The sequence below is a fragment of the Janthinobacterium woesei genome (genome assembly GCF_051380875.1).
Taxonomy (GTDB): Bacteria; Pseudomonadota; Gammaproteobacteria; order Burkholderiales; family Burkholderiaceae_D; genus Janthinobacterium.
Map to the genome: position 1 here is coordinate 156,983 of NZ_JBNYXW010000010.1, position 21,593 is coordinate 178,575.

General features: G+C 60.0%; 21 protein-coding genes and 6 tRNA genes. 2 read left to right on the plus strand and 25 right to left on the minus strand.

Features of this window, described 5'->3' with window-relative positions:
- Window positions 1-8: 8 nt before the first annotated feature.
- The gene (locus ACQ4W6_RS13540) at window positions 9-1,202 is read right to left on the minus strand and encodes a Rieske 2Fe-2S domain-containing protein (RefSeq protein WP_436567697.1); all 1,194 of its coding nucleotides are present in this window, start codon (window positions 1,200-1,202) and stop codon (window positions 9-11) included.
- Window positions 1,203-1,224: 22 nt separating this feature from the next.
- On the minus strand, window positions 1,225-2,151 hold the full coding sequence (locus tag ACQ4W6_RS13545) for an SDR family NAD(P)-dependent oxidoreductase (RefSeq protein ID WP_436567698.1): 927 nt from the start codon (window positions 2,149-2,151) through the stop codon (window positions 1,225-1,227).
- Between the two features lie 316 nt (window positions 2,152-2,467).
- Between ACQ4W6_RS13545 and ACQ4W6_RS13550 the strand changes: the two genes are divergently transcribed.
- A complete protein-coding gene (locus tag ACQ4W6_RS13550) occupies window positions 2,468-3,670 on the plus strand; it encodes a flavin reductase (protein WP_436567699.1) in 1,203 nt (400 codons plus the stop codon).
- Window positions 3,671-3,739: 69 nt separating this feature from the next.
- Complete coding sequence (locus ACQ4W6_RS13555; RefSeq protein WP_436567700.1) at window positions 3,740-4,633, plus strand: LysR family transcriptional regulator; 894 nt, start codon at window positions 3,740-3,742, stop codon at window positions 4,631-4,633.
- A 148-nt stretch (window positions 4,634-4,781) separates the two neighbouring features.
- Here ACQ4W6_RS13555 and ACQ4W6_RS13560 read toward each other — a convergent pair.
- The 23 genes from ACQ4W6_RS13560 to fabG all read right to left on the minus strand — a co-directional run bounded on the left by ACQ4W6_RS13560 (window position 4,782) and on the right by fabG (window position 21,565).
- Window positions 4,782-4,855 (minus strand) — tRNA-Cys (locus tag ACQ4W6_RS13560).
- A gap of 41 nt (window positions 4,856-4,896) precedes the next feature.
- Window positions 4,897-4,972 (minus strand) — tRNA-Gly (locus tag ACQ4W6_RS13565).
- Window positions 4,973-5,070: 98 nt separating this feature from the next.
- A tRNA-Gly gene (locus tag ACQ4W6_RS13570) sits at window positions 5,071-5,146 on the minus strand.
- Between the two features lie 56 nt (window positions 5,147-5,202).
- Window positions 5,203-5,278 (minus strand) — tRNA-Gly (locus ACQ4W6_RS13575).
- A 70-nt stretch (window positions 5,279-5,348) separates the two neighbouring features.
- A tRNA-Gly gene (locus tag ACQ4W6_RS13580) sits at window positions 5,349-5,424 on the minus strand.
- Between the two features lie 92 nt (window positions 5,425-5,516).
- Window positions 5,517-5,592 (minus strand) — tRNA-Gly (locus tag ACQ4W6_RS13585).
- A gap of 114 nt (window positions 5,593-5,706) precedes the next feature.
- A complete protein-coding gene (gene pgsA, locus ACQ4W6_RS13590) occupies window positions 5,707-6,291 on the minus strand; it encodes a CDP-diacylglycerol--glycerol-3-phosphate 3-phosphatidyltransferase (protein WP_436567701.1) in 585 nt (194 codons plus the stop codon).
- Window positions 6,292-6,418: 127 nt separating this feature from the next.
- Window positions 6,419-8,311 (minus strand): excinuclease ABC subunit UvrC, encoded by a 1,893-nt coding sequence (gene uvrC, locus ACQ4W6_RS13595; protein ID WP_436567702.1) that lies wholly within the window; start codon window positions 8,309-8,311, stop codon window positions 6,419-6,421.
- A 7-nt stretch (window positions 8,312-8,318) separates the two neighbouring features.
- Window positions 8,319-8,720 carry a holo-ACP synthase gene (gene acpS / locus ACQ4W6_RS13600; protein ID WP_436567703.1) on the minus strand — a complete coding sequence of 134 codons (402 nt, stop codon included), beginning with the start codon at window positions 8,718-8,720 and terminating at the stop codon, window positions 8,319-8,321.
- 23 nt (window positions 8,721-8,743) lie between these two features.
- Window positions 8,744-9,505 carry a pyridoxine 5'-phosphate synthase gene (gene pdxJ / locus ACQ4W6_RS13605; RefSeq protein WP_436567704.1) on the minus strand — a complete coding sequence of 254 codons (762 nt, stop codon included), beginning with the start codon at window positions 9,503-9,505 and terminating at the stop codon, window positions 8,744-8,746.
- 40 nt (window positions 9,506-9,545) lie between these two features.
- Entirely contained in the window at window positions 9,546-10,403 is an 858-nt protein-coding gene (gene recO / locus ACQ4W6_RS13610; RefSeq protein ID WP_436567705.1) for a DNA repair protein RecO, read from the minus strand.
- Window positions 10,404-10,431: 28 nt separating this feature from the next.
- Window positions 10,432-11,334 carry a GTPase Era gene (gene era / locus ACQ4W6_RS13615; protein WP_436567706.1) on the minus strand — a complete coding sequence of 301 codons (903 nt, stop codon included), beginning with the start codon at window positions 11,332-11,334 and terminating at the stop codon, window positions 10,432-10,434.
- Window position 11,335: 1 nt separating this feature from the next.
- A complete protein-coding gene (gene rnc / locus ACQ4W6_RS13620; protein WP_436567707.1) occupies window positions 11,336-12,151 on the minus strand; it encodes a ribonuclease III in 816 nt (271 codons plus the stop codon).
- Between the two features lie 91 nt (window positions 12,152-12,242).
- Window positions 12,243-13,160 carry a signal peptidase I gene (gene lepB / locus ACQ4W6_RS13625; RefSeq protein WP_436567708.1) on the minus strand — a complete coding sequence of 306 codons (918 nt, stop codon included), beginning with the start codon at window positions 13,158-13,160 and terminating at the stop codon, window positions 12,243-12,245.
- A 3-nt stretch (window positions 13,161-13,163) separates the two neighbouring features.
- Complete coding sequence (gene lepA / locus ACQ4W6_RS13630) at window positions 13,164-14,954, minus strand: translation elongation factor 4 (RefSeq protein ID WP_436567709.1); 1,791 nt, start codon at window positions 14,952-14,954, stop codon at window positions 13,164-13,166.
- 316 nt (window positions 14,955-15,270) lie between these two features.
- Complete coding sequence (locus tag ACQ4W6_RS13635; protein ID WP_436567710.1) at window positions 15,271-15,516, minus strand: glutaredoxin family protein; 246 nt, start codon at window positions 15,514-15,516, stop codon at window positions 15,271-15,273.
- Window positions 15,517-15,604: 88 nt separating this feature from the next.
- Window positions 15,605-17,083 carry a Do family serine endopeptidase gene (locus tag ACQ4W6_RS13640; protein WP_436567711.1) on the minus strand — a complete coding sequence of 493 codons (1,479 nt, stop codon included), beginning with the start codon at window positions 17,081-17,083 and terminating at the stop codon, window positions 15,605-15,607.
- Between the two features lie 259 nt (window positions 17,084-17,342).
- Window positions 17,343-17,666: an RseA family anti-sigma factor gene (locus ACQ4W6_RS13645; RefSeq protein WP_436567712.1), complete on the minus strand. Its 324-nt coding sequence runs from the start codon at window positions 17,664-17,666 to the stop codon at window positions 17,343-17,345.
- A gap of 71 nt (window positions 17,667-17,737) precedes the next feature.
- On the minus strand, window positions 17,738-18,361 hold the full coding sequence (gene rpoE, locus ACQ4W6_RS13650; RefSeq protein WP_436567713.1) for an RNA polymerase sigma factor RpoE: 624 nt from the start codon (window positions 18,359-18,361) through the stop codon (window positions 17,738-17,740).
- A gap of 66 nt (window positions 18,362-18,427) precedes the next feature.
- Window positions 18,428-19,003 carry a hypothetical protein gene (locus ACQ4W6_RS13655; RefSeq protein WP_436567714.1) on the minus strand — a complete coding sequence of 192 codons (576 nt, stop codon included), beginning with the start codon at window positions 19,001-19,003 and terminating at the stop codon, window positions 18,428-18,430.
- A gap of 120 nt (window positions 19,004-19,123) precedes the next feature.
- Entirely contained in the window at window positions 19,124-20,374 is a 1,251-nt protein-coding gene (gene fabF / locus ACQ4W6_RS13660; protein WP_436567715.1) for a beta-ketoacyl-ACP synthase II, read from the minus strand.
- 29 nt (window positions 20,375-20,403) lie between these two features.
- Entirely contained in the window at window positions 20,404-20,643 is a 240-nt protein-coding gene (acpP, locus tag ACQ4W6_RS13665; RefSeq protein ID WP_008449912.1) for an acyl carrier protein, read from the minus strand.
- 178 nt (window positions 20,644-20,821) lie between these two features.
- Entirely contained in the window at window positions 20,822-21,565 is a 744-nt protein-coding gene (fabG, locus tag ACQ4W6_RS13670) for a 3-oxoacyl-ACP reductase FabG (RefSeq protein ID WP_436567716.1), read from the minus strand.
- Window positions 21,566-21,593: the final 28 nt, after the last annotated feature.

Sequence of the window (21,593 nt, forward strand, 5' to 3'; positions counted from 1 at the left end):
GGCAGAACTCAGGCGAGCGCTTCCTGGCCCGGCTGCTCCGGCAAATGCAGCGCACCATCGAGCGACTGCCACGACTTCGTCGCCTGGCCAGCTTCCTGCAGTTCCAGTTCGCGCCAGAACAGCTTGCGCAGAGTGACGATGCCCAGGTCCGAGCGACCCAGAATTTCGTCTTCGCGGCTGGTGATCTGCGCCTGGCCGCGAATCGACAAATAATCCTGGGCAGCCGTCAGGCCCACAAAGGCGTCTTCCGGGTTATTCCATACGCGTGAAGCGAACAATTCGTCGTGATGCTCGGCCGGATCGTATTTGCCATACTTGGCGAAATACTCCTTGAAGCGCGTGCGCGAGGCCTCGCTGGCGCCGGGCTGCTGACCGTAGATCATGAAGCGCGTCGTATTTTTCTCATCATTCGGTATCATCCACACAAACACATCAATCCACGGATCATCGGGCGTCAGGCCGGGCACCGTGACGTGGTTATTATTCGGGAAAGTCCAGTCGCTGACGCGCACGTTGGTCGCCGAGCGCTGTGCAATCTGGCGGATGCCTGCCGTCGTTTCTTCATACGACAGGTCCGGGATCGCGTCGGTGACTGCCTTGCCGAACGGGCCAACCGTCAACGCCATGTGCACGAAGCTCACGTGGACGGCATCGAGCGAATTTTCCACTTGCTGGAACCAGTTATTGTCCCAGCGTTCGCGCCCGTTGGCGACCAGCGTGCCGTCGCGTTCAAGCAGCAGCTTGCGCGGCAGGTCGAATTCCGGCGCCTCGCCTTCGCCCATGTAGGCAAACACCAGTCCCATGTATTCTTTTACCGGATAGGCGGGAATCTGGGTGCGCGGCATGCCGTTGTTGGCTTCTGCAGGACGCTTGACGCAGGCACCCTTGCCGTCAAATTGCCAGCCGTGGTAGATGCAGCGGATCTCTTCGCCGACCACCCAACCCGTGTGCAGCAAGGTGCGACGATGGGCGCAGCGCCCGCCAACGAGGTGCAGCGCACCGCTGTCGCCGCGATACAAAGTCAGTTCTTCGCCCATGATCAGGAGCGCGATGGCGCCGCCCACTTCCACGCTTTCGCCCAAAGCCACTGGTTGCCAGAATTTGCGCAACAAACGGCCCATCGGTTTGCAGCGGCTCGACTCGGTCAGTTGCTTGAACTGCGCAGCGCGTTCTTCGCGCCGCTGGTCCTGGATGGTAATCATGTGTGTCTCCGTCATATTAGGGTTAAGGACGCTCGATGGGCTCGCCCAGCAGCTCGGTCAGCAGTTCCTGCTCTTCGCCATAGCGCGTCACTCTGGTGGCACGCGCGTAATCGCCGATATCGACAGGGTCATGCTTGCCCGGCGTCCAGGTGGGGTACTTGAAGCGCAGGCCCGCGTCGACTGGCAGGTCGGCACCGGTCATGCACGCCGATTCATCGGAAGCGAGGAACACGGTGGCCATGGCCAGGTCGGCTGCGCGCGGGAAGCGGCGCAAAGGCAGCTGGTCCAGATACTCCTGGCGCGAGTAGAAGCCCCGGCGCTCGGGCTGTTTCCAGTCGGGGTCGAACATTTCGTCGCGCATCGTCGTCCACAGCTGGTGCTCCATCGAGCAAGGTGTGACGGTATTGACGCGGATGCCGTGATGCGCCAGGTCCATGGCGGCAGAGCGGGCAAAATTGAGCAGCGCGGCCTTGGCTGCGCAGTAGGCGGCGCCATCTGCCTCGCCGAAATGGGCGGCCGTCGACAGCAGGTGGATGATGCTGCCCTGGGAACCGCAGGCGAGCATGGCACGTGCGCTGTGCTGGGTGGTCAGCATGCCTGCCGTGGCGAAGCTGGCGACCGAGTCTTGCCAGTCATCGAGCTGCATGTCAAGCACGTCGGCCCAGTGCACGCGGCCGGCCATATTGACCACGATATCGAGTCGCCCGTACTTTTCCACGGTGGCCGCGACAATGCGCTGGACGTCCGCATCATTGCGTGCATCGCCAACCATGCTCACCGCTTCCCAGCCGCGTTCGCGGATGAATTGCGCCGTGCCGCTGGCAGCGTCTTCGCGCACATCGGTCACGCAGACCCTGGCGCCTTCGCGGGCCAGAAAGTGTGCCGTGGTGCCGCCGATGTTCGGTCCTGCACCAAACACGATGGCTACTTTGTCTTTTAATCTATCCATGATTCTCTTTTGTCTCCCGGTTCCCTGACCAGCAGTTCTCGCTTGTCAACGTAGAGCATTGTTAGCGCTGCGCCGTGGCGATACAAGTCGATAAGCCCCAAGGCTAATATGCAGAAATTGCATGGGTAGTGAAAACGTGGCGTAGCGCGCATGGGAGCACGGGAAGTTGGGCGTTACCGTGGCGGATGCACGATATATTTTTATTTTGTTGAATTTATATTCTAGAACGATATAATTAAAAACAAATCGCCCCGCTGGCTGCATGGCAAGCAAGTATGGCGGCACAATAAAACCAACCACAAGAGACAGTGAGCAAATGATGCAAGTTCCTACCCCAGCAAGCAAAATCGATGGCACCCGCTTTCGCGAGGTGCTCGGCAGTTACCCTACCGGCGTGGCCATCGTCAGTTGCATGGATGAAAACGGCATGCCAGTCGGCATGGTGATCGGCTCGTTTACCTCGGTTTCGCTCGAGCCGCCGCTGATCGCCTACCTGCCGATGAAGAGCTCGCGCACGTTTGCCCGCATGCGCGGCGCGAGCACCTTCTGCGTCAATATCCTGGCGGCCGACCAGGAAGCGGTGTGCCAGCATATCGCCTCCCCCGTTGAAGACAAGTTTGCCGGCCTGGCCTGGCACCTTAGCCCTGAGGGCAACCCGGTGCTCGACGGCGTCGTGGGCTGGATAGACTGCAACTATGCGAGTGTGACGGAAGTGGGTGACCACTACATCGTGCTCGGTGGCGTGCTGGGCATGCAGCTTGAACGCGATACGGCGCCGCTGCTGTTCTTCCAGCGTGGCTACGGGCGCTTTTCGCCTGGGCCGCTGATTGCTGCTGCCGAACGCGACACCATCGAAGCGGTCCGGCTGGCTGAATTGGGGCGCGATTCCATGACGGCTCTCGCCAGCGAATTTAACGCCGAATGCAGCATCATTGCGGCGGTAGGCGGCGATGTCGTCTACGTGGCATTGGAAAATCGCTCGCCGCACTGGCGCCTGCGCAGCCGCCTGGGCTTCAGGGTACCCTGTGCGCCACCGCTGGGTCCCCTTTTTGTCGGCCATCCCGGCGCGCCTGCGGACACGCAATGGCTGCAGCGACTGGGGCGTGCGGATGAGGAAATGACAGCGCGTTCCGTGGCGCAGCTCGAACGCGTGCGCAGCCGGGGATGGTCGATCGCGCTGCAGGGTCCGCAAGATGCAGAAAACCTCGACGAAATGGTCGAGCTATACACGAATGCGCACAGGACGCCGGCTCAGGAGCGCCGCCTGCTCGCAGCGGCCAAGGAACGCTCCAATCTGCATGAACCGGCAGATCTGCTGGAAGATGTAGCTTATGATGTATTGCATCTGTCGGTGCCGGTGCGCGATGCATCCGGGCAAGTGGTGCTGGTGCTCAGGCTCAGTGCATTGCCACGCGCCGTACACATGACACAGATACGGCTATGGCTGCAGCGCTTGCAGCATGCGGCCACCGGGCTCGAACAGGCCGTCGCCGCACGCCGTGAAACACAGCTAAGCTGAACTGCCGCGCCAGCCAGCGCCGGTAGTCAACGGCGCTTTACTGATACCTAACCGAGACTGCTGAGCCACATGGAAATTACACAGATACGCCACTTCGTGCGCATCGCCGAAACCGGCAGTTATATCAAGGCTGCGGACTTGCTCAACATCGGGCAATCGACATTGAGCAGGCAAGTGCGCTCACTGGAAGTGGAACTGCGCGCCAGCCTGTTCTATCGCCATGGCCGCGGCGTGCTGCTGACTGAAGCGGGCAAGAAATTTCTGGAATATGCGCGTGCCATGCTGCACCTGATGGATTCGGCAACGGCAGCCGTTCGCGATTCGGAAGCGGCATTTTCCGGCCAACTGGTCATCGGCATGGCGCCCAGCATTGGACGCGCCTGCATACCGACGTTGCTGCCGAAACTGATACAACTGTTTCCGCGCGCATCCATCAGCGTCGTAGAAGGCCTGTCCGGCGTACTCTACGACGCAGTCTTGCTGGGCCAGCTCGATCTTGCACTCATCTATAACCCGGCCGCCTCGCCCAATATCAAGATCACGCCGATCGTCTCGGAACCGCTTTACCTGATCGGCGCAGAGACGGTAGGCACGGATGACACTGCCGTTTCCCTGGCCGCTGTCGCTGCGCTGCCACTCATTTTGCCGCACGGAAATCACTCGGTCCGGGTTGCTGTCGAGTCGGCTGCTGCACGCCTGGGACTGGGCGTCAATGTCACGCTGCAGGTCGACGCATCCTACTCGACCATGGAACTGGTCGCACAGGGCTTGGGATACTCCATCATGCCCCGTCTGGTGGAACGCGGCTCGCGGCTACCCCCGCTTTGCTGGCAAAAAATCACCGATCCCGTCCTGGAAACAACGCTGAGCATGGTGCTTCCCCTGCAACAGCCGAACAATCCCCTGCTTACCGCAGCGGCCGAGGTCGTGCGTTCCAGCCTCAGCGAGCTGCTGAGCGAGTAAACATCTGCGCATGTGGCCGTTGGCATCGTCACTTGGCGGCGACGATGCCTGTGGGATGTAGTATGTGGTCGCACTAAGCCAGATGCACGGCTGGCAAAAACACAGGCAAAAAAATAGCCCACTCGAAAGTGGGCTATTTTTTTTCATCTGGAGGCGAGGACGGGAATCGAACCCGTCTAAACGGCTTTGCAGGCCGCTGCATAACCTCTTTGCTACCTCGCCAGAGGAACTGCTTGGGTGGCCTTGCGGCACACCTTGAAAACTGGAGCGGGAGAAGAGGCTCGAACTCTCGACCTCAACCTTGGCAAGGTTGCGCTCTACCAACTGAGCTACTCCCGCATGGAGCTAGTCACTACATAATCACACTGCGCGCCAAATACAAAACCACATTGCAGCGGATAAAAAAAGGAAGCCAGCTTAGCTTCCCCTTAGAATTCTGGAGCGGGAGAAGAGGCTCGAACTCTCGACCTCAACCTTGGCAAGGTTGCGCTCTACCAACTGAGCTACTCCCGCATGGAGCTTTCATTTACTGTTACTACGCCACTTACTTTACTACTTCGAGCTTTTACTGGAGCGGGAGAAGAGGCTCGAACTCTCGACCTCAACCTTGGCAAGGTTGCGCTCTACCAACTGAGCTACTCCCGCTTTGCAACATCATTCTACTTCTGTTTACTACGCCATTACTACCATCGAGCACTACTGATCTAGCATACACTGGAGCGGGAGAAGAGGCTCGAACTCTCGACCTCAACCTTGGCAAGGTTGCGCTCTACCAACTGAGCTACTCCCGCAGTGGACAACATTGTATCAGAAGCTCTATCACATCGCCAGTACTACTTTTTACTACCTTCGCTGTTTTTACCTATGACACGATCCAGAAAACTGGAGCGGGAGAAGAGGCTCGAACTCTCGACCTCAACCTTGGCAAGGTTGCGCTCTACCAACTGAGCTACTCCCGCGTCATCAACAACAGGCCAGCATTGTAAAGGAATTACAGAGGCTGTCAACGGGCAATATCTGGTGTTTTGCAAAATATTCCGCATAAAACTGCTGACTGCCTAATCGCTGTGCAACTAATTCAAATTACCGGCCTTTTCCTTGATCAAAGGCCATGCCAGGCGCAAATAATAGAACATCGACCACACCGTCAGCACGCAGGCGATCCACAGCAGGCGCTCGCCCCACACATGGGTGTCGATCGCGCCGAAGATCACTTCGTGGTACAGCAGCAAGGGAATGGCCGTCATTTGCGCGGCCGTCTTGATCTTGCCGATCGAACTGACGGCCACCGATTTCGACGCGCCGATCTGCGCCATCCATTCGCGCAGCGCGGAAATGGTGATTTCGCGGCCGATGATGATGAAGGCCAGCACGGCGTTGACGCGGTCCAGCTGCACCAGCACCAGCAAGGCGCCCGCCACCATCAGCTTGTCGGCCACGGGGTCGAGGAAGGCGCCGAAGGCCGAGGTCTGGTTCCAGCGCCGCGCGAGGAAACCATCGAACCAGTCGGTGACGGCGGCAACAATGAACACCAGGGTGGCGACCAGGTTCTGGTCGCCATGCAGCAGCATCGATGGCGGCAGATAAAACACGCCGACGACGAGCGGAATCAGGGCCACGCGCAGCCAGGTCAAAAGGATGGGAATATTAAAAGGCATAAGGAAGCAATCGGCCGACGGGTAAATTGAACATGAAGAAAGCGTGAAGAAAGCGCCACTAGTCTACATGGCCCGACAGTATTAGCCTAGTCCGCTTGCGACAGCGCCGGACCAGGCTATACCTGCATCAGTGCAACTGCCTGTAAATCTCTTCTGCCAGTTGCGTGGAAATACCTTCCACCGACATCAGATCTTCCACGCTGGCATCGACCACGCCGCGCAAGCCGCCAAAGCGCGACAGCAGCTTCTGGCGGCGCTTGGCGCCTATCCCTTCAATTTCTTCCAGGCGCGAAGTCTGGCGCGTCTTGGCGCGCTTGGCGCGCATGCCGGTAATGGCAAAGCGGTGCGCCTCGTCGCGGATCTGCGCGATCAGCATCAAGGCCGCAGATTCCTTGCCCAGTTCCTGCGCCGGCCGGCCATCGACGAAGAGCAAGGTTTCCAGGCCCACTTTGCGCCCTTCCCCCTTGGCTACGCCCACAATCAGGCTGATATCGAGTCCCAGTTCGGCAAATACCTGGCGCGCCATTTCGATCTGCCCCTTGCCGCCGTCGATCAGGACCACGTCGGGCATGACGCCATCACCGTTGGCGACTTTTTCGTAGCGGCGCATCAGTACCTGGCGCATGGCGGCGTAATCGTCGCCGGGCGTAATATCGTTGATGTTATAACGCCGGTATTCGCCGTTCTGCATGGCGTGGTGGTGGAATACCACGCACGACGCTTGCGTCGCTTCGCCCTGCGTGTGGCTGATATCGAAACACTCCGCGCGCAAGCTGTCGATATCTTCCGTTTCCAGGCGCAGCGCTTCGGCCAGCGCGCGCGTGCGCGACTGCTGCGAGCCTTGCTCCGACAGCAGGCGGGCCAGCGAAATCCCGGCACCCTTTTGCGCCAGCTCAAGCCACTGGCGGCGCTGCCCCTGCGGCTGGAAGATCAGGTTGATACGGTGGCCGCACTGTTCCATCAGGGCCACCATCAGGGCCGGCTGATCGAATTCGATATTCAGGATCAGGGTGCCGGGGATGAATTTTTCCGTGTAGTGCTGGGCCAGGAAGGCGGCGAGCACTTCTACTTCGAGGGGCGCTTCCGCAATAGCCGCCGCGTCGCTCAGCTGGCTGGGGAAGTAGGCACGGTCGCCCAGGTGGCGCCCGCCGCGTACCATGGCCAGGTTGACGCAGGCGCGCCCGCCCTGCACCAGCACGGCGAGAATGTCGACATCGGCGTCGCCCGTCGTTTCCATGCTCTGCTGGTGCAGCACGCGCGACAGCGAATTGATCTGGTTGCGCACCACCACCGCCTGCTCGAATTTCAGCTCGGCAGCAAAGGCATGCATCTTCTTTTCCAGGTCGGCCATCACTTCGCTCTGGCGCCCGCGCAAGAAGCGCGCCGCGTTTTCCACGTCGTTTTTATAGTCTTCCTTGCCGATCAGGTCCACGCAGGGCGCGCTGCAGCGGCCGATCTGATGCAGCAGGCATGGCCGCGTGCGGTTCGCATACACGCTATCCTCGCAGGTGCGGATCAAAAACACCTTTTGCAGGATCTGCATCGATTCCTTGACGGCCCAGGAACTGGGAAACGGCCCGAAATACTGGTTTTTCTTGTCCACCGCACCCCGGTAATACACCATGCGCGGCGCATCGCCACCCGTGATCTTCAGGTAGGGGTAGGACTTGTCGTCGCGAAACAGGATGTTGTAGCGCGGCTGCAACGCCTTGATCAAGTTGTTTTCCAGGATCAGCGCTTCCGCTTCGCTGTGCGTGACCGTCGTTTCCAGGCGCGCGATGCGCTCGACCATCATGGCGATGCGCGGGCTGGCCAGGTTCTTCTGGAAATAACTGGAGACACGTTTTTTCAGGTCGCGCGCCTTGCCAACATACAACACTTTGTCGCTGGCATCGAAATAACGGTACACGCCGGGCAAATTGGGCAGTTTGGCCACGGTGGCCAGCACTTGCGCACGGGGATCGGGTGGCGTCTCGGCCAAGGTCGGTTCTAGGGTCGGTTCTGGGCTTGCTTCGGTCATTGCTGGCTCATTGTTGCGCTGCTTGCTCCACGATCACAAATGCGACCGCGTACTCCTCTTCATCGCTGATGGTCACTTGCGCGCTCAGGCGGTGCTGTTGCATGAAGTCCGCCAGCACGCCGCTGCAGACGATCATCGGCTTGCCGCTGGGGTGGTTCAGCATCTGCGCGGCGGGCCAGGTCATCGGCATGCGCAGGCCCAGCCCGATGGCCTTGGAAAACGCCTCTTTTGCCGCGAAGCGCGTGGCCAGGAAGCGCACGCCGCGCACGGCATTTTTCGCGCTGCGGGCACGGAATTTCTCCAGTTCCTGCGGCCCCAGTATCTTTTTTGCGAAACGCTCGCCGTGGCGGGCCAGCGCCGCCTCGATGCGGGGAATCTTGCAAATATCGGTACCGATGCCATAGATCATGGTGGCCTCCCTTGTCCGCGTGTTTATGCTTTGCTGCCCAGGCGCGTGGCCACCATGATGGCCTTCATTTCGCGCACGGCGTTTTCCCAGCCGACAAACACGGCATGGGCGACGATGGCGTGGCCAATGTTCAGTTCGCTAATATCGGCAATGGCGGCAATCGCCTGCACGTTACTGTAATGCAAGCCGTGGCCCGCGTTGACCTTCAAGCCGCGGCCCACGCCAAACAGCACGCCCGCCTTGATGCGCTCCAGCTCGGCCAGTTGCTCGGCGCCTGCCGTATCGGCATAGCGGCCCGTGTGCAGCTCGATGACGGGCGCACCGAGTTCGGCTGCGGCGGCGATCTGTTGCTCGTCAGCATCGATGAACAGGCTCACGCGGATGCCCTCGCCCTGCAGTTGCTGGACGGCAGCCTGCACTTCCTTGAAATAACGCACCACGTCGAGGCCGCCTTCGGTGGTCACTTCCGTGCGCTTTTCCGGCACCAGGCAAACATCTGCCGGGCGGATGCGGCAGGCGAAGTCCAGCATTTCCTGGGTCACGGCCGCTTCCAGATTCATGCGCGTAAGCAATTGCGGCGCGATGGCGATCACGTCCGCATCCTTGATGTGGCGGCGGTCTTCGCGCAAATGCAGGGTGATGGCGTCGGCGCCCGCCTGTTCGGCCAGCAGGGCTGCACGGATCGGATCAGGGTATGGCGTGCCGCGCGCATTGCGCAAGGTGGCGACATGGTCGATATTGACGCCCAGGTCGATGACAGGGCCGGAAGGCTGCAAGAAGCTCATAGGTGGTATCCATAGTGTGCCGTAGTGCCGCAAAGCACCACTACAGCTGCATTAAATCGATCAGTATCTGGCGCGTGTTCAAGGTGCCCCCCCCCAGTTGATGGGCCAGCAGGAAGCGCATCAGCAGCTTGCTTTGCGCCTGCGTGGCCACGTCAAGATAATCTTCGCGCTCCATGTCGAGCAGGGTCTTGCCCGTGATCCTGGGCCAGGCATCGCTGGCGCGCGCCGGACGCGGCCCCCGCTCCGGGTCGACCACGTACACCTGCCCCGCATCGACGGCCTGGCGCGTGCCCGTGCAGCGGGTCAGGTCGGCCGCCACGCCCGTTTCCTTGAGCAGGGCGCGCTCGAACTTGCGCAGCACGATGGGCGGCGGCTCATTGTGCGCCAGTTGATTCAAAGTGGCAACGTAGTGGTCGAACAAGACGGGGTGCGGGTCGTCGCGCGCCAGCAATTTCACCAGCAATTCATTCAGGTAAAAGCCGCACAGCAAGGCGGTCTTTTCCAGCGGCAACATGCCGCCCACCCATTCGGCGCCCGTCAGGATGCGTAGCTCGGATTTACCCGTCCAGCCCGCTTGCAGCGGTTGAAACGTCTGCAGCACGCCGCGCAACTGCGAATGGGGCCGCTTGGCGCCCTTGGCGACGAGCGCAATGCGGCCATATTCGCGCGTAAACACGTCGACGATGAGGCTGGTTTCTTTATGCGGATAGCTGTGCAGCACGAAGGCTGGCTGGCCCGTGATCTTGCCGTCGCGCCCAGGCGGACGGCTGCGCCGGGGCGCGGCCGGACTGGAAGATGCGCAAGTTGCTGCCGGCGGCGCAAGGGCCACCGGCGCAGGGACAGGTGCGGCAGGAGGGGCTGGCGCGATCCCGGGATGCGCTGGCGTGCTGGTGCTCATGCGTGTGGCGTCGCCCCCGGGTTGCGGATTACTCGTAGCCGTAGGCGCGCAAGCCCGCCTCGTTATCGGCCCAGCCCGATTTGACCTTGACCCAGATTTCCAGGTACACGGGGCCACCGAAGAGTTTTTCCATGTCCAGGCGGGACTGCGTCGAGATATCTTTCAGGCGCGCGCCCTTGTTGCCGATAACCATGGACTTATGCATATCGCGCTCGACCAGGATGGCGGCAAACACGCGGCGCAAATCGCCTTCCTGCTCGAATTTCTCGATCAGCACGGTACTCGTGTATGGCAGTTCGTCGCCGACGAAGCGGAAGAGTTTTTCGCGCACGATTTCCGAGGCAAGGAATTTTTCGCTGCGGTCGGTGATGTCGTCCGGTCCAAAGATGGGCTGGTTTTCCGGCATGAAACGCTTGATTTCATTCTGCAAGCCTTCCAGCTGGAAGTGCAGCTTGGCCGAGACGGGCACGATGGCGGCAAAGTCGCGCATGGCGGCAATCTTTTGCGCGAACGGCAACAAGACGGCTTTATCCTTGATGCGGTCGGATTTGTTGATGACCAGGATGCATGGCACTTCCTTCGGCAGCAGATCCATTACTTGCTGGTCGGCCGGGCCAAACGTGCCCGCCTCGATCACGTACAGGATGACGTCCGAGGAAATCAGGGTGTTCGTGACAGTCTTGTTGAGCGTCTTGTTCAGCGCGTTCGAATGGCGCGTCTGGAAGCCAGGCGTGTCGACGTAGATGAATTGCGCGTCCGGCACCGTCTGGATGCCCGTGATGCGGTGGCGCGTGGTTTGCGCCTTGCGCGAAGTGATGCTGACCTTCGCGCCGATCAGCACGTTCATCAGGGTCGATTTGCCCACGTTGGGGCGGCCCACGATGGCGATATAGCCGCAGCGGAAGTTGTCGGGCATTTTGGTGGCTGTCATGCTAGTGTCGATTCTGTGTAGTGTGAGCGGCGATCGCCGGGGCCGCAGGGGCAACCGCGTCGTCGCTCTGGATGGTGGCAATACCGGCCAGCTTGAGCTGGGCGGCGCGCGGTTTGGGCTTGCGGCTGGCGGCAGGCGACTTCAGTAGTGCCTGCTCGGCCACGTCCAGCGCCAGTTTGGCGGCGGCTTGCTCACCGGCGCGGCGGCTTCCGCCACGGCCGTAAACCTGGATATTCAATTTTGGCACCAGGCATTCGATCTCGAATTCCTGGCTGTGGGCGGCGCCGTGGGTGGCCACCACGTTATATTGTGGCAGCGAAATTTTCTTGCTTTGCAAAAACTCCTGCAGCAAGGTCTTGGCATCCTTGCCCAGCGTTTGCGGATCGACCGAGTCGAGGATGGGAATGTAAAAGGCGCGGATCACCGTGCTGGCAGCGTCGAAGCCCGTGTCAAGGAAGATGGCGCCCAGCAAGGCTTCCAGCGTATCGGCGAGGATGGACGGGCGGCGGAAACCGCCCGATTTCAGTTCGCCTTCGCCCAAGCGCAAAAATTGCGACAATTCCAGCTTTTGCGCGATTTCATACAGCGACTGCTGTTTCACCAGATTGGCGCGCAGGCGCGACAAATCGCCCTCGTCGATGCTCCTGAAGCGTTCGTACAGGATGGAGGCGACTACGCAGTTGAGGATCGAGTCGCCGAGGAATTCCAGCCGCTCATTATGCAAACTGCTGTGGCTACGATGCGTCAAGGCTTGCTGCAACAGGCCAGCATCCTGGAACGTATAGCCTAGACGGGTTTGCAATAACTGAAGATTCATTGTTGTTTCTGTGTCATCTGAGTAATTCGGCTGGCCGCCGCGCGAAGGATCGGCGCGGCAGCCATGGGTGGTCTTTACAGACCAGGCCGGCCTAGTGTATGCCGCCCACGCGTTTCGGATTGCTGAAGTTCATCCACACCAGGAATGCCTTGCCGACGATGTTCTCGTTCGGCACGAAGCCCCAGTAGCGGCTGTCCGCACTATTGTCGCGGTTATCGCCCATCATGAAATAGTTACCTGGTGGCACTACACACGTGAAACCGTCTTCGTTGTAGTCGCAGCCATCCTTGTGCGGGAAATCCTTGACTTCGCGCAAGTTCAGGGTCGGCGCCGGCGCATCGTTGAGGATGCGGTGGCTCACGCCAGTCAGGTTTTCTTCCAGTTGCTTGTGGTAAACGGTGCTTTCGTCGTCCAGGTAGTCGTCCAGCGGCGTGTACTGCACTTCCTTGCCATTGACCGTCAAGCGCTTGTTTTCATAGGTAATTTTATCACCAGGCACGCCGATCACGCGCTTGATATAGTCTTGCGACATATCTTTCGGGTACTTGAACACCATCACGTCGCCGCGCTGCGGGTCATTCACTTCGATGATGCGCTTGTTGATGATCGGCAAACGGATGCCATAGGTGAACTTGTTCACCAGGATCAAGTCGCCCACCAGCAAGGTCGGCACCATCGAGCTCGACGGGATCTTGAATGGCTCGTACAAGAACGAGCGCAAGCAGAATACCAGCGCGATGACAGGGAAAAAGCTGCCCGAATACTCGACCCAGGTCGGCTGGCGCAACAACGCTGCCTCGATGGCGGCACGGCTGCCGCCCGCATCGGACTTGATGCCCTCAGCGGCCAGCTTGGACTGGCGCGCATCGAACTGCGCCAGGGCGCGGTCGGCCGCAAGGCGGCGCTGCTTGGACAGGTAAAACACGTCCAGGCACCAGACCAGGCCCGTCAATACCATCAGTACGAACAGGATTAAAGCGAAATTTCCTAAGATCACTTGCAGGTTCATGTATCAACCATCCACTTGTAAAATTGCCAGGAATGCTTCTTGCGGGATTTCCACGGAACCCACTTGCTTCATGCGTTTCTTACCCGCTTTTTGTTTTTCCAACAATTTCTTCTTGCGGCTAATGTCGCCGCCATAGCACTTCGCCAGCACGTTCTTGCGCAAGGCCTTGACGTTCTCGCGAGAAATGATGTTGGCGCCGATGGTCGCCTGAATCGCCACGTCGAACATCTGGCGCGGGATCAGCTCGCGCATCTTGGCGGCCACCTGGCGGCCACGGTACTGGCTGTTCGAACGGTGGACGATAATGGCCAGCGCATCGACTTTTTCGCTGTTGATCAGCATGTCGACCTTGACCACGTCGGCCGCGCGGTATTCCTTGAACTCGTAATCCATCGAGGCATAGCCGCGCGACGTCGATTTCAGGCGATCGAAGAAGTCCAGCACGATCTCGGCCATCGGCATTTCATACACCAGCTTGACTTGGCGGCCGTGGTAGCTCATGTCCATCTGGATGCCGCGCTTGCCGATACACAGGGTGATCACGGAGCCGACATATTCCTGCGGCATGTACAGATTGACCGTGACGATAGGCTCGCGCACTTCCTCGATGCGCGACGGATCGGGCATCTTCGACGGATTGTCGACGCTGATCATGGTGCCATCGCGCTGGATCACTTCGTACACCACGGTTGGCGCCGTCGTGATCAGGTCCATGTCAAATTCGCGCTCCAGGCGCTCTTGCACGATTTCCATGTGCAGCAGGCCCAGGAAGCCGCAGCGGAAGCCGAAGCCCAGCGCCTGCGACACTTCCGGCTCGTACATCAGGGCGGCGTCATTCAGTTTCAGCTTTTCCAGCGAGTCGCGCAGCGCATCGTACTGGTTCGCCTCGACCGGGAACAGGCCGGCAAACACTTGCGGCTGCACTTCCTTGAAGCCTGGCAATGGCGCGGCAGCAGGACGGCTGGCCAGGGTGACGGTATCGCCCACCTTGGCCGCCTTCAATTCCTTGATACCGGCAATGATGAAGCCCACCTGCCCAGCCGACAATTGCGGCAGCGATTGCGAACGGGGCGAAAACACGCCGATGTCTTCCACCAGCTGCACCGAATCGGTGGCCATCAGGAGGATCTTGTCTTTTGGTTTCAGGGTACCGTTGACCACGCGCACCAGCATGACCACGCCCACATAGGCGTCATACCAGGAGTCGACGATCAGCGCCTGCAGCGGCGCATCGGGGTCGCCCTTCGGGGGCGGCACCTTGACGATCAGCTGCTCGAGCACGTCCAGCACGCCGAAGCCGGTCTTCGCCGAGCAATGCACGGCGTCGGACGCATCGATGCCGATCACGTCTTCGATTTCGGCAATGGCGTTCGGAGGATCGGCGTTCGGCAAGTCGATCTTGTTGAGCACGGGCACCACTTCCACACCCAGCTCCAGCGCCGTATAGCAATTGGCCACGGTTTGCGCTTCCACGCCTTGCGATGCGTCAACGACCAGCAGCGCGCCTTCGCAGGCCGACAACGAGCGCGACACTTCATAGCTGAAGTCGACGTGGCCCGGCGTATCGATCAGGTTCAGGTTGTAGATCTGGCCATTGCGTGCCTTGTAGTGCAGGGCCGCCGTTTGCGCCTTGATGGTAATGCCGCGTTCGCGCTCCAGATCCATCGAATCGAGCACCTGCGCCTCCATCTCGCGGTCGGACAAGCCGCCGCACAATTGAATGATGCGGTCAGCCAGGGTCGATTTACCGTGGTCAATATGGGCGATGATGGAGAAGTTGCGTATGTTGTTCATTAACTAATATATGTGCGAAGTGACGACACTGCTTTAACAGGAATCATGGGGATCATGCTCGGGCCAGACCGGGCCAAAACCGGGCACCCCACTCATGATGAAAAAAGCGCTCCGAGCAGGACATCTGCATGCCCAGGCGAGCGCTTTTGAAGCGACAGAAGCTGCTGCCTCGGACAGTAGCTTTTTCGACCTTCCCATTTTACCGGATTTCAGAGTAGAAAGCCCGTCTTTCAGAGACACGCGCCGGGGCAAGGCCACAATTTGCCTGTTTTCAGCACCAAAATGGTGCAATGCAGTGTCAATCTTGCTATTGGTGCTACGCCAGGTAGCGGCGCACGGCCGCCTCATCGAGAAAATAGTGGCACAGCTGCGGCTGCGCCAGATCACCAAACAGCACCGGCACCAGCTCGTCGAAGCGCACCAGCAAGCTGGCGTCAAGTGACTCGTCGATGTCGATCACCGCGACCGTGAACGGCTTTCCAGGGGGCTGCAGCAGGAGCAAGGCATCCAGCATGTCCTGGCATAAATGGCAATAACTGCGGGAATAGAGGGTGAAGTGCATGAGAATTTGAATAACCCCAACAGCAACGACTGGGGTCGGCCCCTGAGGGTCGACCCCAGCCTTCAATTGGGATGCGGGTTTAAAAGAATTATTTGGCCGATGGGCGCAGCGAGACGAACTGCGCCGCCTCGCCACGGCGCACCAGCACGGCTGCCGGCTTCTTCGGATCGAGCTTGGCCACCAGCGCATTGAATTGCTTGGCATCCTTCACCGCAACGTTGTTCAGTTGCAAGATCACGTCGCCAGACTGCAGGCCGGCCAGGGCCGCCACGCCGTCCGCGTCGTCCACCTGCACACCGCCATCGATCTTCAGCTCTTGCTTCCTGGCCGCTGGCACGTCGCTGACCTTCAGGCCCAGCACGTTGACGGCTTGCACTTCCGCCTTCTTGACCACCTTGTCGCCTTCCAGCTCGCTCACCGTGATGGGCAAGGTTTGCTGCGCGCCATTGCGCCAGATGGTGATGTTGGACTTGCCATTGACAGTGGTGCCGCCGACCAGGCGCGGCAGGTCGGACCAGCGCTCGATGGCTGCAGCGTTGAATTTCAGGATGATGTCGCCCGGCTTGATGCCCGCCTTGTCGGCCGCGCCACCCGGCTCGACCATCGACACTTGCGCGCCGTTCGCATTCGGCAAGCCCAGCGATTCGGCCACTTCCTTGCTGACAGCGCCGATCTGCACGCCGATACGCCCGCGCACCACCTTGCCCGTTTTCTTCAGTTGCTCGCCCACGCGCATGGCGTCGTCGATGGGCACGGCAAACGAAATGCCGTTGTAGCCGCCGGACAAGGTAGCGATCTGCGAATTGATGCCGATCACCTCGCCGCGCATATTGATCAGCGGGCCGCCCGAGTTACCGGGATTGACAGCGACGTCGCTCTGGATCAGCGGCAGGTAGTCGCCCGTGTCGCGCGCCTTGGCCGAAATGATGCCGGCCGTGACGGTATTTTCCAGGTTGAAGGGCGAACCGATGGCGATCACCCACTCGCCCACGCGGATCTTGTTCGAGTCGCCGATGCTCAAGCGCGGCAGGTTACCGCCTTCGATTTTCAGCAGCGCCACGTCGGTGGCGGCGTCAAAGCCGATCACCTTGGCCTTGAATTCACGCTTGTCCGTCAGGGTCACGTACACTTCATCGGCGCCATCGACCACGTGCGCATTGCTCAGCACGTAACCGTCGGCGGAGATGATGAAGCCGGAACCGACCCCGCGCTGCACTTCCTGCTCCTGCGGCACGGCGCGGCGGCTGCGTGGCGCCTGCTGACGCGGCGCCGGCACGGCACCGCCAAAGAAGCGGCGCAAGAATTCCTGCATCTCCTGCTCGTCCTGGCCGCCGGCCGCGCCGCCCATTTTCAGGCGCTCGGTGGTGCGGATATTCACGACGGCGGGGCCGACGGCGTCGACCAGGTCCGAAAAGTCAGGCAGCTTCACGGCCGGTACGGCAGCGACCGCTTGCGGCGCCAGGCCCAGCATGGCCGGGGCGAAGAAGACGCCAGCCGTACCGAAGCACAAGGCGGAAAGCGTCTTCACCGAAAACGTCTTGCTGGCGGCACACATCGATTTTTTCATGGAAAGGATCTTTTCGAATATTAAAACGGATCAGGCGATTGCCTGCGTGCATGATTCACCGCCATCCCGAAAATCCCAGGGTCAAACACACCTGACAGCACGCATGGCAAACCATGCAACAATATATCGCAAAAGCAAGATATTGCCTGTTCCTAGTGTCAAGCGTGCTGATGGGCAATGTCAAGCGCGAAGACGGGCATTAAGCCTCGCGTAAGGTGCGCGAAACGCGCGCAAGGCGCGTCCGGCAGGGAAACGTTCACTAGCGCTGCGCCAGGGGCCCCATCTCCAGCGGCTCAGGCATGCCCGGCGGCACGAGCGCGCCGGATACGGGTGCAATCCCGCCGTCGCGGCCAGGCGCCGGCTCATTGGCCAGGCGGCTGGCCAGCTGCGCGTCAAAATGCGCGCTCAGCTCATGGCCGCACAGGTCCGAGCGCAAGGCATCGCCGATGCGGCCATACGCTTCCCAAGCCTGGCGGCCCTCGTCCGTGTCGAGGGCGGCAAACGCCAGTTCGAGTTCACTGGTCGCCAGCTCGCCATCGGCCAGCGCGGAAATCGTCTTGTGCAATCGTGTGTGCGTGTCCATGATAGGCCCTGCATGTCGAGAGGATCGGCATGGAAACCGGACGCAGCCATGCCAATCCCATATTCATTACATTACCAGCGCTTGTCAATCGGCATGTCCAGTAAAGGCTTCAATTTCTCCGCGATCACTTCGCGTGCGCGGAAAATGCGGCTGCGCACGGTGCCGATGGGACAAGCCATGATCTGCGCTATTTCTTCGTAGCTCAGCCCCTCGATCTCGCGCAGCACGATGGCCGTGCGCAACTCGATGGGCAGCACATCCATGGCGGCATTGACGGTCGCCGCAATCTGCTTGCTGGCCAGCACCGATTCAGGCGTATTATTATCGCGCAACTTGTTGCCGTCATCGAAGGATTCCGCCTGGTCGGCGTCCGCATCGCTGGACGTGGCGGCCCGCCGCCCCTGGGTGACGAGATAATTCTTGGCCGTATTGATGCCGATGCGATACAGCCAGGTATAGAAGGCGGCATCGCCGCGAAAATGGCGTAGCGCACGGTACGCTTTGATAAAGGTTTCTTGCACCACATCTTCAGCCTCCGCAGGGTCATGCACCAGGCGCGATACAAGACGCATCAGGCGGCGCTGGTATTTCGATACCAGCACGTCAAATGCCCGCTTGTCGCCGGCCTGCACCCGCTCGACCAGTAACTGGTCATACTCGCGCTCTGTCCTCACGGCCAATGTCCCTGTTGGCATGCAGCGTGGGCGCCTGTATGAATATAGAGTTGGCCCGCTGCAAGAAGTTCAGTGTTCACCCCACTTTTATTCTTCCTTTCCTCGCGCCGCGATGGCCCGGCAGGCCACGGCCAGTTGGCGGAACGCTGCGCAGCTGCGCCCGCGCTGCACCAGCACGGCAGTGCGCCGCCCCGCGCCATCAACCAGGCACAGCACCAGCAGCGACGGCCACAGGGTGGAACCCGGCAGCAAGCGCAGCAGGGGCGGTAGCGCCGGCAATGGCGGTACCGGCGGCACTGGCGATACCGGTAATACCGCTGACAGCGGCCCGGCTTGCGCCGGCAGCCCGCCAGCGCCGGTACCTGGCACCGCACCATGCTCCAGATATACCGCCAGCCGCAATTGGCCGACCGGCGAAATATCAAGCGCTTGCGGCTTTCTGCGCCAGCGCAGTAAAAACAATAAAAAAACGCCACCAGCCGCACTCAGCAGCGCAGCGACGCTGCCCAGCGCATAGCCACCCACCAGCACATCGGGCGCAGGCGCACTGCTCCAGGCGCCGCACAAGGGCCAGGCGGCCAATACGGCGCACAGACCCAGCAGCGCTTGCAGCAGGCGCAAACAGACAGGCGTGCGAATAACAGCCGCTACCGCGATTGACATACTTCATGGGGAAAAAAGGCGCGCCGACACCATGCCGGGCAAATTCAGACGCCAACGAGCGTTGGCGCCGAATCAGCGCTCACTACAGTTAGACCGTAGCGAGCGCTTGAAAGTTCCTACTTATTTCGCTTTACCGAAAATCAGCGTGCCATTCGTTCCGCCGAAGCCGAACGAATTCTTCACTGCATAATCGATCTTCATTTCACGCGCCGTGTTGGCACAGAAATCGAGATCGCAAGCCGGATCCTGGTTGAAGATGTTGATGGTCGGTGGCGACACCTGATGGTGTATTGCCAGGACCGTAAACACTGCTTCCAGACCGCCCGCGCCGCCCAGCAAATGGCCCGTCATCGACTTGGTCGAGTTGACGACCAGGTTCTTGGCGTGCTCGCCGAAGGTGCGCTTGATGCCCATCACTTCGGCCATGTCGCCTTGCGGGGTCGACGTACCGTGCGCGTTCAGGTACTGAATCTGATCCGGGTTCAAGCCTGCGTTGTTGAGGGCCGCGATCACCGATTTGCTGCCGCCGCTACCATCTTCCAGCGGCGAGGTCATGTGATAAGCATCTGCGCTCATCCCGAAACCATGCACTTCGGCATAGATCTTGGCACCACGGGCGACCGCGTGCTCGTACTCTTCCAGCACCATGACACCAGCGCCCTCGCCCAGCACGAAGCCGTCGCGGTCGGTATCCCACGGACGCGATGCCGTTGCCGGATCGTCGTTGCGGGTCGACAAGGCGCGTGCCGAGGCGAAACCGCCCAGGCCCAGCGGCGACACGGTCGATTCAGCACCGCCGGCAATCATGACGTCGGCATCGCCGTACTCGATCATGCGTGCTGCAGCACCGATGCTGTGCAAACCGGTAGTACACGCCGTCACGATCGCCAGGTTCGGGCCCTTCAGACCATATTTGATCGAAAGGTTGCCAGAGATCATGTTAATGATCGAGGCAGGCACGAAAAATGGCGAGATACGGCGCGGACCGCGCTTTTCGTACTCGGACTTGGTTTCCTCGATCAGCGGCAAGCCACCGATACCGGAACCGATGATGACACCGATACGCTCGGCGTTTTCTTCGGTCACTTCCAGACCGGAGTCCTGGATCGCCTGGATGCCCGCAGCCATGCCGTAATGGATAAAGGTATCCATGTGGCGGGCTTCCTTACCGGAGATGTAATCTTCGATATTGAAACCTTTGACTTCACCGGCAAAATGCGTGGTGAATGGCAGTGCATCAAACTTGGTAATCGTGGCGATGCCGGATTTACCTTCAACGATTGCGCCCCACGCCTCGGCAATAGTATTGCCGACAGGTGAAACGCAGCCCAGGCCGGTGACAACAACACGACGGTTTTTAGAACGGCTCAAGCGATTCTCCTGAAGTCGGTCAGACAGGCTTAGGCCTTGACGTGTGCAGTGGCGTAGTCGATCGCCTGTTGCACGGTGGTGATTTTTTCAGCTTGTTCGTCAGGGATTTCCATTTCGAATTCGTCTTCCAGGGCCATGACCAGTTCCACGGTGTCCAGGGAATCGGCGCCGAGATCGTCGACGAAGGAGGATTCGATTTTGATGTCTGCTTCTGCAACGCCCAGTTGCTCAGCGACGATTTTCTTAACGCGTTGTTCGATATCCGACATGTTATTGCTCCAAAGTGTGTGTTACGGAAAGTGCGCGCATTTTATCAGGTTTGCGCGTCCGAATACTAATTTCGGCGTCTGCTGCTAATTCGGCCGAAGCTGCTGCTAAAAGATGCGATTATAGACAAAAACGGCCATTGAATCATGCCATGGTGGCCGCCCCCGTCCAGCTTTCACATCAATTCATGTACATTCCGCCATTCACGTGCAGGGTCGTGCCCGTGATATAGGCCGCTTGCGGCGAGGCCAGAAAGGCCACGGCGGCGGCTACATCTTCCGGCTTGCCCAGGCGGGACAGGGGAATTTGCGTCAACAGGGCCGCGTGCTGCTCTTCGCTCAGCGACTTGGTCATGTCGGTATCGATAAAACCTGGCGCGATGCAGTTCACGGTAATGTTGCGGCTGCCGATTTCGCGCGCCAGTGCACGGCTCATGCCTTCCACGCCGGCCTTGGCCGCCGCGTAATTCATCTGGCCAGGGTTGCCCGACGAGGCGACCACCGACGTGATATTAATGATACGCCCAGCCTTGGCTTTCATCATGCCACGCAATACGGCGCGCGACAAACGGCCGACGGCCGACAGGTTCGTCAGGATCACGCTGTCCCACTCTTCATCCTTCATGCGCATGGCCAGCTGGTCTTGCGTGATGCCCGCATTGTTGACCAGGATCGACAGGCTGCCGTAGGTTTTCTGCACTTCGTCGACGACGGCCGTGCAGCGCGCCGCATCGGTCACGTTCAGGACCAGGCCCTTGCCGGCCACGCCGGCGGTGGCCAGATAGTCAGTGATGGCTTGCGCGCCCGCTTCCGAGGTGGCGGTGCCGACTACGGTGGCGCCCTGTTTGCCCAGTTCGGTGGCGATGGCGCGGCCGATGCCGCGCGAGGCGCCCGTGACCAGCACGACTTGATTTACTAAATTCATGAATGTCCTTAACTGAAGAAAGGTCGCG

Coding starts and splice junctions, on each gene's coding strand:
- rpoE (WP_436567713.1), bottom strand. CDS start 18,361: ATGCCAACAGGGACATTGGCCGTGAGGACAGAGCGCGAGTATGACCAG.
- ACQ4W6_RS13640 (WP_436567711.1), bottom strand. CDS start 17,083: ATGAAAAAATCGATGTGTGCCGCCAGCAAGACGTTTTCGGTGAAGACG.
- era (WP_436567706.1), bottom strand. CDS start 11,334: ATGACAGCCACCAAAATGCCCGACAACTTCCGCTGCGGCTATATCGCC.
- ACQ4W6_RS13635 (WP_436567710.1), bottom strand. CDS start 15,516: ATGCACTTCACCCTCTATTCCCGCAGTTATTGCCATTTATGCCAGGAC.
- ACQ4W6_RS13550 (WP_436567699.1), top strand. CDS start 2,468: ATGATGCAAGTTCCTACCCCAGCAAGCAAAATCGATGGCACCCGCTTT.
- ACQ4W6_RS13540 (WP_436567697.1), bottom strand. CDS start 1,202: ATGATTACCATCCAGGACCAGCGGCGCGAAGAACGCGCTGCGCAGTTC.
- acpP (WP_008449912.1), bottom strand. CDS start 20,643: ATGTCGGATATCGAACAACGCGTTAAGAAAATCGTCGCTGAGCAACTG.
- lepA (WP_436567709.1), bottom strand. CDS start 14,954: ATGAACAACATACGCAACTTCTCCATCATCGCCCATATTGACCACGGT.
- ACQ4W6_RS13555 (WP_436567700.1), top strand. CDS start 3,740: ATGGAAATTACACAGATACGCCACTTCGTGCGCATCGCCGAAACCGGC.
- ACQ4W6_RS13545 (WP_436567698.1), bottom strand. CDS start 2,151: ATGGATAGATTAAAAGACAAAGTAGCCATCGTGTTTGGTGCAGGACCG.
- rnc (WP_436567707.1), bottom strand. CDS start 12,151: ATGAATCTTCAGTTATTGCAAACCCGTCTAGGCTATACGTTCCAGGAT.
- pdxJ (WP_436567704.1), bottom strand. CDS start 9,505: ATGAGCTTCTTGCAGCCTTCCGGCCCTGTCATCGACCTGGGCGTCAAT.
- ACQ4W6_RS13655 (WP_436567714.1), bottom strand. CDS start 19,003: ATGTCAATCGCGGTAGCGGCTGTTATTCGCACGCCTGTCTGTTTGCGC.
- ACQ4W6_RS13645 (WP_436567712.1), bottom strand. CDS start 17,666: ATGGACACGCACACACGATTGCACAAGACGATTTCCGCGCTGGCCGAT.
- pgsA (WP_436567701.1), bottom strand. CDS start 6,291: ATGCCTTTTAATATTCCCATCCTTTTGACCTGGCTGCGCGTGGCCCTG.
- uvrC (WP_436567702.1), bottom strand. CDS start 8,311: ATGACCGAAGCAAGCCCAGAACCGACCCTAGAACCGACCTTGGCCGAG.
- fabG (WP_436567716.1), bottom strand. CDS start 21,565: ATGAATTTAGTAAATCAAGTCGTGCTGGTCACGGGCGCCTCGCGCGGC.
- recO (WP_436567705.1), bottom strand. CDS start 10,403: ATGAGCACCAGCACGCCAGCGCATCCCGGGATCGCGCCAGCCCCTCCT.
- acpS (WP_436567703.1), bottom strand. CDS start 8,720: ATGATCTATGGCATCGGTACCGATATTTGCAAGATTCCCCGCATCGAG.
- lepB (WP_436567708.1), bottom strand. CDS start 13,160: ATGAACCTGCAAGTGATCTTAGGAAATTTCGCTTTAATCCTGTTCGTA.